The organism is Komagataeibacter europaeus (genome assembly GCF_002173515.1).
Lineage (GTDB): Bacteria > Pseudomonadota > Alphaproteobacteria > Acetobacterales > Acetobacteraceae > Komagataeibacter > Komagataeibacter europaeus.
The window spans coordinates 76,136-90,962 of the sequence record NZ_CP021468.1 but is presented as its reverse complement, the minus strand read 5'-3'; the positions used below and the strand labels follow the sequence as shown (position 1 = coordinate 90,962).

The window sequence follows — 14,827 nt, the reverse complement described above, 5'->3', positions numbered from 1 at the left end:
AGCTCAAGGAGTTTAAGCGTATCGCCATGCACAGCGACAAGACAGACAGGTCATTCGCAGCCATGATCCATCTCGTCGCCACAGTCATCAATTCACGATAATTCCAAACAGGCCCTAGAAAACTAGGGGCTATTCAGCAAAGATCCGTCGCGCCGTGCGCACCCGTCGCCACTTCCCGAGTGACGAGGCCGCAGCAAAATTGTTTTACCTGGCGCTCAATGCTACCCGCACACAGTGGAAGCGTTCAGTACGCGAATGGTACGCTGTCAGATGCCAGCTCGCAATCATGTTCGATGCTCGCTTCCCAATGGCCTGAAAAAATGGCACCGCACAAGATTGTACACAGTCTCGCACACCACTGGAGGCTGCTCTGTGGAAACCTTCTACTCCAGACCCCAAAACGCATTCTGCCAAAGTAGTGCTATGATTTATTGTAAAACTTCTGGAAACTTTCAATCCATTTCGGATCTAGCCTGTCAAATGGACCGGGAACAAGTTCTTTTTTTTCTAAATCCTCAGGAAGTATTGCATGAACCAAATTTCTGCATGCTTTGAAACATTCTATACTATCCGGCCCTTTCAAGGCAATCATCGATATTTCATTATCTCTCTCACTATATAGAAACCATTTTCCAGATGTCGACGATGCAGAGTATGTATCTACGTTACACAACCACGGAATACTATCATCCCTGTCTTTTTCCCACATATTTTGATAATCTTTATATAGATCATTATCTATATTTATGTACGATATACTATCATTTTTTAACTCATATATTGTCGTAACGTCTACAAAACAAAGTAAGCTCTCTCCGTTACACTTCATAAGTGACCATATTATATCTGCGGCCTCATTTCCTGTTAAATAATCGGACGGGAATAGATAATAAATATCCCAAACATCAACAAATACCATGTTTGGAAAATAAACCCCATTACGTATGGAGTTTTTAATATGTCTTAGTAGTGTATTTTCTAATTTATTATTCATTTGTTATGTTATTCCACATCATAAATTAGGGTCCAGACAATGAAAACTTTACTCGACTACCGTTCTCGCCAAAAAATTGCGCCCCAAATTCCTTAGTGCTGCTTCTAATATAAATCGTATAGGACGATTTTCCTTTTGATAAACTGACCCATTTTCCATTTGTAGACTCCCCGCTCTTTGTCACTTTGTATCCGTTGTTTATAAGATTATTACGGAATTCTGTTGCCGTTATATTAGTTTTTACGTTTGGGTATTTACTACCCCGACTTGTAATTGAGGTGTCGTACTCTGTAGATACCTTTTGTTGATTCGAGTCATTGCGAGTTGTGGACTTATTGTTATTATTTGGCGGGTTCTCGTTTGGATCCGGCGCACCTGCGACAGCGACACTTCCAGATCCATCATTTTGTTTACGTTCTTTTTCGTTATTGTTAGAATCTTGTCCTTCTGATGTTTCTTTCGTATCGGAACCCGACATTGCCACGGACGCCACATCAATAGACGTGTCGCCTCTTGTGGTTGCGAGGTATTCATACAATTCTTTCCCGCCATAATATATGCCGGATCCAACGATTATACCACCAACAACGGGAGCTGCTGCAACCGCCACAGAGGAAAGAGCCGGGACAAGAACAGGACCAAGCACCTCGCTAACGCCAGCTAAAACTGCAAGTCCCTTTTCGTACTCCATCGCCATGTCTGCACTGGCATTATACTGGGCAACATTTGAGGCAGCCCCGGCACCGCTAATCGCATCGACAGAAGAGTTTCCTGCCACGGCTCCGCCGGCCGCCCCCAGTCCTGCGCTGGCCGCCGTTTCGATCGTATTGGCTATGGCATATTGGGCGTCACGATCGTTCGGCGCAATGGCTTCTGCGATACCAGCAGCAGCTGGCAGGGTGACAAGGTTTCCAAACCCGGCCGCCGACGTGGCAAGAGCCGATCCGCCAATGCTGCCGTGGCCCAGCGCGGCGACACCGGCGTTTCCAGCTGTCTCCAGAAGCACACGGCCGTATCCGCCTTCCTTGAAGGCATTCAGACCTGAAGCCGCGAGGCTATCCGAAACCATTCCCCCGACCTGTCCCACGACCTGCGATCCGACCTGCTGGATCTGCAGGTCGTTCTGCATCTGCTGGGCATCAAAGGTGTTGGTCAGCGGATGGCTGGACGTGGAGGGCGAGCGGGAGAGGTCGCCATTGGTGCTGCCGGCTGCGATCTGCACGTTCGACCCGATCGCCGACTGCGTGACCGAACTGGCGTCCTGATGGGTCGCGGCCCCCAGCAGGCCACCGGCATTGGCCGCCATGCCCGCGCCGATCGCCGTCATCGTCCCGCCCGTGCCACCGCCCGTAGCCCCTTCGGGATTCATGACGTTGGCCTGGTAGCCCATCGTCTTCGCCGTGGCGTCGGCATGGTTGGCGATGTCATTGGCCACCAGCGTCCCCGTGGACAGCTGGTTGAGCGCGGCCGCCGCCGTACTCTCGATCACGCCCCCGTTCAGGGTCGTCGTCCCGCTCGCCGTGACATCAAGACCGCCACTGCCCGCATACAGCCCGGACTGCGTCGCCTCGGTCGAGGCATAGCTGTCCTTGACGGTCGTGTGACTGAAACTCGCGCTTCCCCCGATGTCACCCGCGCCCCAGACCGGCACCGAGAAGCTGGCGTCGATGCCCGTGGTCTTCGAATTGTAGCCCGACGTGTCCTGCGCCGTAGTGATGGTCAGGTCTTTCGTCGCGACATCAATCGACCCGCCGCTGATCTCCGCCCCGTTCAGGGTCGTCGTGCCGGTCGCGTTGGCGATGGTGACGTTGTCCGTGCCGCTGACCGTGCTGTCCACCGCCGTGCTGGACGCGGCATTGGTGTTGGTCTTCGAGGCGCCGAACTCGCCCTCGATGCTGACACCGGCCCCTTTCGTGCCGATGCTGGCCGAGGCCCCCACGCTGGCCTCGATCGATTTCGAGCTGGCGACCTCGTGCGTGGTGTCATATCCCGCCTGCAGCGTCACCTGCCCCGGCGCGGTCAGGGTCACGTCCTGGCCCGAAAGCTGGGACGCCGTCGCCACGATATTGCCCGACTGGCTGTCGGTCGGCACGCCGCCTGTCGCGGTCACGGCCAGCGTGTTGCCAGCCGCCGCCGTCGAACCCTGCACCGTGCCCGTCGTCAGCGTCGTGCTCGACTTCTCGAGGTCAAAGCCGATATTCGACTGCACCGCAATCAGGTCGATATTGCCCTCGGGAGTATCGCCTTTCTCGAACAGGCTGGAAACGGACTTGACCTGTCTTGACGCCTCCAGACCGACCTGGGCGCCCATGCCCGCCGCCGCTGCACCGTCCAGTCCGGCGAGACGCCCGCTATCCTTGCCACTCGCCTGGGAGGCGGACAGGGCGATATCCACCATCTGTCCCACCACCGAGTTCGGGTTAAGCCCCGTGGTATCGCCGATGAACAGCGACTTGTGCGTCTGGGTCTGGGTGGCGACATCCTCAAGCGCATTGAATGACACGGACGATCCCGTGACCGTCGCATCCTTCGCCGCCCCGAGGTCGGATCCGTTGATCGTGACCGGCCCGTTCGCCGTGATGCTCAGGTTGCCGCCGGTCGATGCGATCTCGCTGGGGGTCCAGCTGGTCTGGGAATAGGTGTCGGTATCGGTCGTCTTGCCAAAGCCGATCTTGGCCGAAGCCCCGCTGGTGCCAAGGAACAGCCCGGACGATTTCTGTTCATAGAAGGCGTTGGCCGTATCCTTCAGGGCGTTTTCGGTGAACGTTCCACCTGCCTGGAGCGTGACATTGCCGCCGCCTGCAACCGTGCCCGCCACGGACATATCCCCGCCCGAGACCATGGTGACATTGCCATTGGCCGCCACCGTGCTGCCGACCTGGTCGGTGGAACTCTCGCTCGAGGTCGTGGTGGTCCTGTTCAGGAAGCCGTGCTCGACGGTGCGGGTATAGGAGGACTGGCTGTCGGTGACCGCGTTGAGGTTCACGTTGCCCGTCGCCATCAGCGTGGCCGACTTCCCGGCCGCGACCGTGGCGCCCGCCAGGGTGAGGTCGCCGCCGAGGGCGGCCGCCGTCAGGTTCCCGCCCGTGCTGACCGACGCCCCAAAATTCTCCGTCTCGGCCGCGCGGTGGCTGTAATCATGCTGCTCGATGTCCTGCGACGCGCTCGCCGCAACCGAACCCAGCGTGATCCCCTGCCCTGCCACAAGCGTGGTATCGCCCAGCGCGCTGAGCGACCCGCCATCAAACGTGATGTCCTTCGCCGCATGGATCTGCGCATCGCCCCCCGAGGTGATGGTGCCCTGCGCGCCCAGTGACTGCGCCTTCCCGCCATCGACCATGAAGGTATTGAGCTGGTCCTCGTTGACGACCGAGCCGTTCAGCGCCGCCAGCGCCACGCTGCCGCCCGACAGCGTCCCGCCGGCATTGACGATATCCCCGCTGGTCGCGGTCAGCGACAGCGCGTTGCTGGCGTTGATCGTGCCGGTATTGTTGATGCTCGAGCCGGTCAGCGACACGTTGGTCGCCGAGATCTCCGCCCCGTCCGTAAGCGTCGCCTGGCCTGGGGCCAGATACAGCTTCGGCGCCAGCACACTGCGCCCGTCCACCGTCTCGGGCACATACCAGACAATGTTCTGCGTCAGCGCCGCCTGCTGGCTGGCCGTCAGCGCTGCGCCAAAGGTCAGGTCAAGCGCATTGGATTCCGAGACCGCGTTGTTGAGCAGCAGTTCCATCTGCTCGTTGGCCGTCTCGTAGCTGCTGCCAAGGAAGGTCTGGCCCGTCGACGCCACGATCTGCTGCTGGATGAACTCCGTATCGAAATACGAATCCCCCAGGAACTCGTAATCCGCCGTGTTGTCGCCCAGCCGGTTGACCAGGTATTGCGAGCCATAGAAGCCGCTGAAGGTCGCGTATTTCGGGTTGGTCTCGATCAGGTAATGCGCGCTGGGGTCCGGATCGGCGATGAACAGCGCGCTGCCGCCCGGAATGGCCGAGATCACCGTCGGGATGGTCGGGTCGCTGCTGGTGGCAAATCCCGGCAGCGTCATCGCGGCTTCCTGGGCCGTCGCCGACGCCTTCACCTGCGCGGTCTCGACCCCCTGATAGGCCAGGGTGCCGCCCGTGGTGGCGGGCGCCGCCGCACTGCTCCGCGTGCCGGCCGCCCCCGCGACCCCGGTGCTGACATCCGCCAGGGCCGCCGTCGCCCCGCCGTTCAGCGCGGCGTCAGCCGCAACCCCGGACGCAGACGAAGCGGCAGCCACCGGAGACAGGCCGCCCGGCGTCTCGCCGGTATAGCTGGTATATTCACTGGAACTCGCGTTGGCGATTTCCGTCTGGTTGTTGATCGTGCCCGTGAAGGTGCCCGTGATATTGTCTTTTGCAACGATGGTGCCGGTCGGGCCGTAATAGGTCTCGCTCGAACCCCATTTTTCCTTGGGCTGCGGAGCGGCCGTCCAGTAATGGCCGACCGTAATGAGGCCAAACTTCTTCTTGTGCCTTACGGCCGACGTCGACCCGCCCTTGAAGGCCGGGTCGGACTGACTGGTCCAGCTACAGCCGTAGAAGGCCTTGCAGGTTACATAGAAAGCATGCTGGACGGCGTAGCCGATATTGTCGAGGCTGCCCCCGCTGAGATTGATGTCGCGCCCCGCCGCGATATGGCTGGCATCGTTGATGATGCCACCTGTGGTTGTAATATCCACATCACGCCCGGCCGAGATCAGGGAGGCGGCGTTGTTGAGCGTGGCACGACCACCATCTTCCTGCACATAGATCGTGCCGCCCTGGGAATGACCGACAAGCTGGCCCGTGCCCTGTGCGCCGGTCACGGTATCCAGCAGGCCTGCCGGCACGGGAATATCGACATTGCTGCCGCCCGCGTAACTATGGCTCCACAGGACGGCATTGGCGACGACCGTCACCCCGCCCAGGACATCATTGGTGACCGTGCCAGCGTTGATCAGGACATCCCCGCTGGCGCTGTCAGCCACGATCTCGCCGGAGCGGTTGAACACGGCGGTGGCCGCCCCGCTGGCGCCATTGCCGATCCCGATCGACCCGTTATCCGAAAGGATGGCCCCAAGCTGGTTGGTCAGGGTGCCGGGCAGGTCCAGGGCCACACCGGCCACACCATCAATGAGGCCGGTATTGGTGATCGCCCCGCCCGAGGAGACGTCCAGGACGCCGCCTTCGGCCATCAGGGCGCCGTTATTGGTGACCGATGCCGCCGTGATGGTGACGTTGCCCCCGGCCAGCACGCCGCCACCGGCCTCGGCCGTGTAGTCGCCCCCGACCCGCAGCAGCGTGTCGCCCCCGGACTGGAACAGCATGCCACTGTCGAGGTCCCCCGTGAGCGTCACGGCCAGCGTGTTCCCTGCGACCAGCTGCGCAGCACCACCGAGCGAGGTCGTATCAAGCGATAGATTGCCCGCCGCCTGCACCACGCCGTCCGTATCGCTGAACCCGGTCATCGCGCTGCCGCCAGCATTTGCAAGCGACAGGGTATTCTGGCCGGAGCGTTCGATCACGCTGCCGCCGTCATTGTCCAGCCCGTTCGCCACCAGGGTCAGGTTGCCCCATGACTGCAGCGTGCCGCCCGCGTTATTGATGCTGGCGGCCGCCTGCGTGCCGCCGGCGGAGAGCAGCAGGCTGCCATCGGCCGCGTTGACCAGGCCGCCCGACCCGTTGGTCAGGCTGTCGGCAACCAGCGTGATATCCTGGCCCGCCTGCAGCGCGCCACCGTCATTGGCAAGCTGCGCCATCGCGCCGCCGCCTGCATTGCGGACATCCAGCGTGCCGCCGGTGCTGACGATCCGGCCGGCGCTGGTGTTATCGAGCGCCGCCGCCGCCAGCGCGACATTGCCCGCGCCCTGGATCGCACCGCCTTCATTGCCCACTGCGCCGGTCGTGGTGACGCTCACGGCGCCCGCACCCGAGATGACCGCGCCGGATGTGTTGGTCAGGCTGGCCCCCGAAAGGGCGACCGCGCCATTGCCCCCGATCCGTCCATCGGTATCGTCGATCGCGCCGCCACTCTTCAGGGTCACGCCCTGCGTGCCGTAGACCAGGCCGGAATTCGACACGGAGCCGGACAGGGTCGCGTTCATCTGGTCGGACGCCACCAGCGTCCCGGTATTGGCAAGGGAGGCCGCGTTGAGGTCCACCAGGCCAGCCAGCGCACCGATCTCGCCGCTATTGGTCACGCCCTGCGCCGCAAGGGTGACATCGCCCTGCGAGACGAGCGTGCCGCCATTGGCCAGGGCCGCCTGCGTCGTGACGTCAAGGGTGGCGCCACGGCCTTCGGCCTCGATCCGCCCGGCATTGGACAGGCCGTCACCGCTACCCGTTCCGGTCAGGACGAGGGAGAGCACGCCGTTTTCGGTCGCCATCAACCCGCTGGAAGCGGTCGTCAGGCCAGCGGCCGTAAGGCCCAGCCCCTGGCCGCCCACCAGCGTGCCCGCAACAGCCATGTCGCCCGCCGCCGCCACGGACAGGTCCTGACCGGCACTCATGACGCCCGTGGCATCATCGGACCAGGTCCCCGTCACCAGCGACAGGTTCCCGGCCGCCTTGACCGCGCCACCGGCGTTCGAGAAAGCCAGGGCGGATGCGGGCGCGCTGTCGGCATCCAGCGCGATGTTGCCATCGAGTGCGAGGATGCGGCCATTGTCATTGCCGATCGTGCCGGCCGCGATCGAGACACTCCCGGCCGCCTGGATGATGCCGCCCGACGAGTTGTCCAGTATCGCCATCAATGTGGCAGGAGACCCTGCGGAGAGCGTGACGTTGCCGCCCACGCTGACCAGGGTGCCGGCAGTGTTGGCGAGGCTGGCCGCCGCAATGGTCAGGTTGCCGCCCGCCTGCACCGCGCCGCCCCGGTTATCAAGGGCAGTCAGCGGCGTCGTGGCATCACCATTGCGGATTCCGATGGCGCCTCCCGCGAGGATCGTGCCGGCTTCGTTATCGAGACCTGCGGTGGAAAGCGCGAGGCCGGTCCCGGCCTGGATCGTGCCATTGTCATTGGCGACCTGCGCCGCCGTCATGGCCAGCGCGCCCACAGCCCCCGTGCCGATGGTCCCGCCCTGATTGGACGTTGTCCCCCCGGTTCCAAGCGTCAGTCCGGTCGCGCCATACAGCGTGCCGGTATTGAGCAGGCCATCCGTCGTGGACACGTCAAGCCCTGCCGCAGTCGCGATCAGGCCGCTATTGGTCAGACCCGCGGCCGAAAGCGCGCTACTGCCGGCAAGTGAGGCGATCTCACCGCTATTGAGCAGGAGGCCGTCGGCGTCGACGTTCTGGTTCCCCTGCGAGATGATCGTGCCCGTGTTGGCGAGCGACGTCGCATCGACCTTCAGGACACCGGCGGCATCCGCGTCCTCGATGGCGCCAGCGTTGGACAGGGCAGGCGATGCCGCATTCCCGTGGACGGCAATCGTCGTGTCACCGGCGAGGGCACCGATGGTCCCCTTCGTGCCATTGACCAGGCTGGCCGCCGAAAGGCTTAGCCCGTCACCCGCCGTGATCGCCCCTTCGTTATCGGCCGCCCCCGTGACCGACAGGTCAAGCGCGGTTCCTGCCTGAAGGGCGGCAGATGTGTCACTGGCATACTGGCCGGTCGCAAGCGTCAGCGCGCCACCCGCCTGGACCGCGCCATCCGTATTGGTGAACAGTCCCTGCCCCGACCCGTTATCGGTGATGGCAACAGAACCGGTTTTCCCGACCAGGCCACCAGATGTATTGTCAACGCTCACCGCGCTGATCGTGAGGTCATTGCTGGCCTCGACCAGGCCCGATGCGTTCGTCAGGTGGTCAAGGGCCGCACCCGTCGCATCGCGGGCAAGGGTGACGGATGTCCCGCCCAGCACTGTCCCGCCGGTATTGTCGAGCGTGGTCGTCACGATGGACATGAGGGCGGCTGCCTGCAGCCAGCCGTTATTGTTGGCGACACTGGCGGCATCGATGTTCAGGCCACCATCCGTCGCGATGATTTTGCCCCCGGTATTGTCGAGGCTGGCGGCGGCAAGCTGCACCACGCCCGTATCACTGCCAAGCTGCCCGCCCCTGTTGGACAGGGCGCCACCCGCAGCAAGGCTCAGGCCGCCTGCCCCATATAACGTACCCGTATTGGTCACCGTACCCGCCGTGCGCACGCCAAGCGTGCCTGCGGCAAGGATGCTGTCACTGTTGGCCAGCGTGGCGGCGTCGATCGTCAGGCTGCCCGATGCCGACTGGGATTTTATCATCCCCGTATTGGCCAGGCCACCAGTCCCCGCCGCGTTGAGGGTGAGGTTGCCTGCGGTTGCAACCAGCAGGGCGGATGCTCCGTTGGCGATGTGGTCCGCCGTCACGGTCACGCCCGTGCCGCCACCCAGCGTGCCTTCGTTATCGACCGCCCCCGTGGCGGTGACGGCAAGGGCCTGCTGCGCCGTCAACGAAGCCGTGGTGTCGGATGTATAGCTGGCCAGTGCAGCAGTCAGGCTGCCCCCCGCCTGGATCGCCCCACCATTATTGGTGACGGCCTGCGCCGACAGCGTCATGTCACCCGACTGGTCGAGGATCTTCCCGCCCGTATTATCCAGCGCCCCCACGGCGGCAATCGAGGCCAGCCCGGTCGTGCTCGATATCTGGCCACCGGCATTGGACAGCGTGCTGCCGCTGGCGAGCGTCAGACCCGTCCGGGCTGCAATTGTGCCGGTATTGGCGAGCGACCCTGCCCGGGCGGACAGGGCGCCACCGGATGCGCCGATGCCGCCACTGTTATCGAGCGCACCGGTCGCGGCAAGCGACAGCGCGCCAGCCCCGGCCGTCACCGTCCCGCTATTGCCGATCGCAGCCGCCCGGGCAGCCAGGGTCGTACCGCCGCCAATGGTCCCGCTGTTATTCAGGGCGCTGCCTGCCGCCAGCTGCATCCCGCCACCTGACTGCAGCGTCCCGGCATTGCTGACCTGCCCGCCCACCTGCGCCTGCAGGTTGCCCGAGGCCGCCATGGAACCGTTGAGTACAAGGTCGCCGGCATCGGTCAGCGTCATGTCCCCGGCATTGGCCGCCATGGTGCCGTCAACCCGCACGCCGGCGCCGGCCTCATTGACCACCATGTAGATCCGGTTGGCATACATGCCGCCAAGGGCCGCCGTATCAATCGCGAATTCCGGGGCGGCCGTGCCGTCGGACGCCAGCGGATGGGCCGCGTTGGTGCCGTAATCGACCCGGTTGCGTCCGGCCACGATAGTGGCCGTCTGCGCATTGACCTGCGCCTTGAGCGTCACCGAGCGCGACAGGATGTCGAGCACCGGCACGGTGGTGAAGTCCCCGCCCTTCCCCTCGAAGGTGATGTTGCCGCCCCGGACGACGATATCCTTCAGGTTGCCGCTGGCATCCATCTCCGGCGTGCCGGTGGCAAGGGTCACATGGGCGGTGTTGATGAACCCGCATCCCGCACAGGTGATGCCGTTGGGGTTGGCCACCACCACCGAGGCCTGGTGCCCCGCCACTTCCGTATAGCCCAGCATCTGTGTCGGCAGGTTGCCGGTCACCTCGTTGAGGATCAGGCTGGCGGCATGGCCGTCAAGATTGGTGTTGCCATACACCACGCCCCCGATCTTCGTCTCGGTCGCCGTGGTGGCGTTGTTCAGGATCACGCCGCTTTCGGGCACGCCATACTGGATGAAGTCATTATGCGACACGCCCGCCGCGTTGGGGGTGGCGATATTGACCTGGTCGATGCCGTTCTGGGTCTTGTCCAGCGTCGGCTCGGGGCCGCCGGCATGGGGATCGACCACGATCTGCGGCTCCGCCTGCTGGGCGGATGCGGCGGACACGGTCGAGGCCAGGAACAGGGAGACGGCGGCAAAGACATGCACGCAGCGCTGAAGACGTGACGGACCCGGAATGATATCGGGTGCGGCAACCCTGCGGGGCGTCTTCATCATATCTTCGCTCCAACCTGAAACAGCGGGATCAGCCCTTCCGAGGGAAGCGGGCCGGTATACATGGAATGGGTCAGGGAGACGTTCCAGAAGAACGGCCCCGTGGTCTTGCGCAGCCCCAGGCCGCCGCCCGCCATCTCGCCACCCCGCAGCGCGGGCGGCGTGGAGGACGAGGCAAAGCCCGCGCGCACGACGCCGACATCAAGGGCGGCATAAAGCTGGGTGCCCTCGATGACGTGGCGGCAGATGAAGGCGAACTTCCCGCACTTCAGGCCCTTTGTGGGCAGCTGCCACGAGAAGTCGTTGCGCATGTAGCCGCCGTCATTGCCCAGCAGGACCTGCTCGAGGAAGCCGCGCACGGTATACGGTCCACCGGCCTGCAGTTCATTGGTGGGGAACTGGTCGCGCGTGCTGTATTCGCCGTGCAGCGTGGTGTGCCACAGCACGCCGCGCGTGAGCGATTTGTAACCGTCGATATCCAGCGAGGGCTTGAGGTAGGACGAGTGCGGGTCCTGCCAGCCGGGACGGGTGAAGTTCGACCACGTGCCCGCGCCATCCACCGCGACCTTGAGGCCGCCGGTGATGTACCACACCCCGCCCCAGCCCTTGAGCGATTCACTGACCTGCACGTTGACGAAGGCCTGCCGCGCCGTCTCGGTGTCGATCACCGTATGGTTGATCTCCGAGCCGAACGACTTGCGCTCGTAGCTGGCCTGGAAGGTGGTCACGCCGATGCGGTTGCGCAGCAGCACGCGCGAGATGCCAAGGCGCCAGTCACGACGGCTGCCGCCCAGGTGGTAGACATCGGTCAGGGCCAGCAGGGGATAGTCGTCCTGCGAGCGCCACCACGACCCGAACACGGTCCAGTAACCGAACGGGATCGACCCGTTGACCGACAGGTAGGACGTGCCCCGCTGCCCGGCATGGCCGACAAGCGAGTGGTCATATTCCACCGACCACAGGTCCAGCAGCCCCAGCGGGTTTTCCGCCGTGAGCATGGCATGGCCCGTCTCCTGCCCGGTAATCTGCTGGCCGTAATTGTCGAACCAGACCTGGCCGTGCAGCACGCCACGCTTTGGCGCGGTGACCACCACGGTGGACGCCCCTGCCCTGCCGCCGGGGGCGATGCGCATGCGCGCCCCCCAGTGGCTCAGCCGGTTCATGTCCTCGATCCCCTGTTCCAGGTCCCGCAGGTTGAGGATCTTCCCGTGCAGCCCGGGGAAGGCCATGACGGTCGCCAGCCGGGCCGGGCGGCCCTGTAACTGGACACCCGCCAGTTTCCCTTCGATCACCACGATCCGCAGGTGCCCGCTGGAAAGCTTCTGCTCGGGCAGGTAGGCCCGCGAAGTGATGAAACCCTGGCGGATATAGGCGGCATTGAGCGCGTTGATCAGTCCGTTGAGATCGCGCACCGACATGCAGGTGCCGACATGGGGACCGGTGATCGCATCGCTCACAGCGCGCGACAGGTGCTGCGCGCCTTCGACCGTGATGTCATGCACCGTAACACAGGTTTTTGATGCCTGTGGCAGGGCGGACGGCTTCTGGATCTGGATGTCGTTTGACGGTGGCGGCAGCGCGTCAAGCTGCTCCTGATGCTGCTCGAAGCGCTGGAACTGGTCCTGCGACGAGCCCGGCCCCGCCGGCATCACGCCGCCGGGCAGGCCAGGCACCTGGGCCAGCGCCGAGAGGTGGTCCCCATTTTTCGGACAGGGCGATAAGCTATCATCTGGCCTGAACGAGGACGGGTTTTATGGGCAAGGTTACGCGGAAGAGGTATGCGGCAGAGTTCAAGTCACGGGTTGCGCTGGAGGCGATCCGTGGGGAACTGACGCTGGCGGAACTGGCTTCGAAACATGGGGTACATCAGACGATGATCGCCCAGTGGAAACGGCAGGCGATCGAGGGGATGGCGGCGACCTTTTCCGGGAAGACGGTGGCTGAGCCCCCGGTCAGCCCAGCTGACGTGGAGAAACTGCACGCGAAGATAGGCGAACTTCTCGTGGAACGGGATTTTTTACGCGATGCCTCTGCTCGGTTGGGCGTGATCAGAGGCGGCAGATGATTGACCCGAAGAGAGCATGCCTGCCGATAATCCGGCAATGCACGCTGCTGCAACTCAACCGGTCGGGCGTCTACTATCGGCCTGTGCCACAGAGCGAAGCCAATCTGGAGCTGATGCGGCTGATCGACGCCCAGTTCCTGGAAACGCCGTATTATGGCTCACGGCAGATGACATGGCATCTGCGCCGCCAGGGACATGAAGTGGGCCGCAAGCGGGTCCGGCGGCTCATGGCGATCATGGGCCTGCGGGCGATCTACCAGAAGCCGCGCACGACCGTGCCCCATCCGGAGCATCGGAAATATCCATATCTGCTACGGGATCTGGTCATCAATCGGCCTGACCAGGTCTGGTGTTCCGATATCACATATATTCCCATGAAACGGGGATTTCTCTATCTCGTGGCGATCATGGACTGGTTCACGCGCAAGGTCCTGTCCTGGCGTCTGTCGAACACGATGGACGTGGAGTTCTGTATCGAGGCGCTACAGGATGCCCTCATGCGCTATGGCGCCCCGGACATTTTCAATACTGACCAGGGGTCGCAATTTACGACACCCCGTTTCAGCGGGATACTGGAAGAGCGTCAGATCCGCATCAGCATGGATGGGCGCGGTCGCTGGCTGGACAACGTGTTCATCGAGCGTCTGTGGCGGTCGCTGAAATACGAATGCGTCTACCTGTACGCGTTCGAGACCGGATCAGAGCTGAGGGCCGGGCTTGGCAGATGGATCGCCCATTATAACGAAAGGCGTCCGCATACGGCGCTGGCTGGACGAACGCCCGATGAGGCGTATCATGACGTGCCGACGCCATCTGGTCCGGGGTTAACCCCGGACCAGATGGCCAACAGCAACGCCGTCAGAAGGGCGGCATAACAACAACCGGGTATAGCTTATCAAGCCCGCAAAACTGTCCGAACGGACGGGACCACCTCACCGCACCGGGCATTGCCAGAACGGTCGAGGCGGCGAAAACCTGCCAGCGCATCCCGCGCGATCCAGACTATGCCGCCTGCGTCAGGCCGGCGCCTTCTGGCTGGACCAGGTCTCGATTGCGCCAAAGGCGTCGGAGAAATGGCTCATGTCGTAATTGATCGTGACCGTGCCGCCGCCCTGCGCGGGCACGCGGCTGACGCGGATATGGCCGGCCTTGCCCGCCTTCAGTGCCGTGATCATGGCCGGCGTCGCCTGCAGCGTCGACAGGCAGCCCGATGCGTTGCACACCAGATAGGGCAGGCTGACCGGCTTGCCGTTATCCATCGACAGGGTCGCAGGCTTCGTGAGGTCGAAGCCCAGCGGGGTCATGATGCTCAGTTCGTAGGGACGCGCGGTAATCGCCATTTTGTCGGTCGCGGCCCGGGCGACGATCACCATGCCCAGCGGCACGGCCTTGCCCTGCTGCTGCATGCTCAGCTGCTGGGCCGCCACGCACAGCGAAGCCGCGCGCGTCGCGGGCGCATAGGTGCAGTTGGCCTGCCAGGCGCCAAAAGTCTGCTGCGTGGTGATCGGCGAAGGCTGGGCCGGGGCCTGCGGAGAAGTGGATGCCCCTTTTGTGGGCGATGGCGCGGTAGACGGGGCTGCTGCCGTTCCTGCAGCATGGGACACGCCCGTCAGGACGGCAGAAAAAAGAAAGGCGCAAGCCACGGTCCTGAACTGCATCAGTACTCCCCTGAACGGTCAGCCTGACCGGCACCCCGCGTCAGTCATGATTTTGATGGAATGTCGCCTTGAAAACGACATATTTCGTTATTTACAGATACAGTTCGACATCGAATGCAGCAATAAAATAATTCTTTCAACCCTCGGTTGAATAATGACACGTTCCATACATTTTATAAGAAAAT

General features: G+C 62.8%; 5 protein-coding genes and 1 pseudogene. 2 read left to right on the top strand and 4 right to left on the bottom strand.

Going from position 1 to position 14,827, the window contains the following annotated elements; translation table 11 throughout:
- Positions 1-133 precede the first annotated feature (133 nt).
- A pseudogene (locus tag S101446_RS18655) lies at positions 134-316 on the top strand (transposase); the annotation flags it as partial.
- A gap of 105 nt (positions 317-421) precedes the next feature.
- Here the strand turns inward: S101446_RS18655 and S101446_RS17835 are convergent.
- Genes S101446_RS17835 through S101446_RS16240 form a run of 3 tightly spaced genes read right to left on the bottom strand, consistent with a single transcriptional unit; the run spans position 422 to position 12,592 of the window.
- Positions 422-994, bottom strand: a complete 573-nt coding sequence (locus tag S101446_RS17835) for a hypothetical protein (RefSeq protein ID WP_157684869.1) — start codon at positions 992-994, stop codon at positions 422-424.
- Positions 995-1,019: 25 nt separating this feature from the next.
- Positions 1,020-10,922 (bottom strand): two-partner secretion domain-containing protein, encoded by a 9,903-nt coding sequence (locus tag S101446_RS16245; protein ID WP_087608945.1) that lies wholly within the window; start codon positions 10,920-10,922, stop codon positions 1,020-1,022.
- Entirely contained in the window at positions 10,919-12,592 is a 1,674-nt protein-coding gene (locus S101446_RS16240; protein WP_244184671.1) for a ShlB/FhaC/HecB family hemolysin secretion/activation protein, read from the bottom strand. The genes S101446_RS16245 and S101446_RS16240 overlap by 4 nt, the downstream gene beginning before the upstream one ends.
- 80 nt (positions 12,593-12,672) lie before the next feature.
- Here S101446_RS16240 and S101446_RS16230 point away from each other — a divergent pair.
- Positions 12,673-13,859, top strand: a protein-coding gene (locus tag S101446_RS16230; protein WP_118963845.1) for an IS3 family transposase whose coding sequence is annotated in 2 segments (ribosomal slippage) — positions 12,673-12,931 and positions 12,931-13,859 — 1,188 coding nt in all. Because the reading frame shifts where the segments join, the coding sequence is not laid out codon by codon here.
- Positions 13,860-14,000: 141 nt separating this feature from the next.
- On the opposite strand, the gene S101446_RS16225 is transcribed toward S101446_RS16230, so the two are convergent.
- Positions 14,001-14,642 carry an invasion associated locus B family protein gene (locus tag S101446_RS16225; RefSeq protein WP_087608943.1) on the bottom strand — a complete coding sequence of 214 codons (642 nt, stop codon included), beginning with the start codon at positions 14,640-14,642 and terminating at the stop codon, positions 14,001-14,003.
- Positions 14,643-14,827 lie beyond the last annotated feature (185 nt).

Excerpts from the sequence above, each read along its gene's own strand:
- S101446_RS17835 (WP_157684869.1), bottom strand. The coding sequence starts at position 994 with ATGAATAATAAATTAGAAAATACACTACTAAGACATATTAAAAACTCC.
- S101446_RS16245 (WP_087608945.1), bottom strand. The coding sequence starts at position 10,922 with ATGATGAAGACGCCCCGCAGGGTTGCCGCACCCGATATCATTCCGGGT.
- S101446_RS16225 (WP_087608943.1), bottom strand. The coding sequence starts at position 14,642 with ATGCAGTTCAGGACCGTGGCTTGCGCCTTTCTTTTTTCTGCCGTCCTG.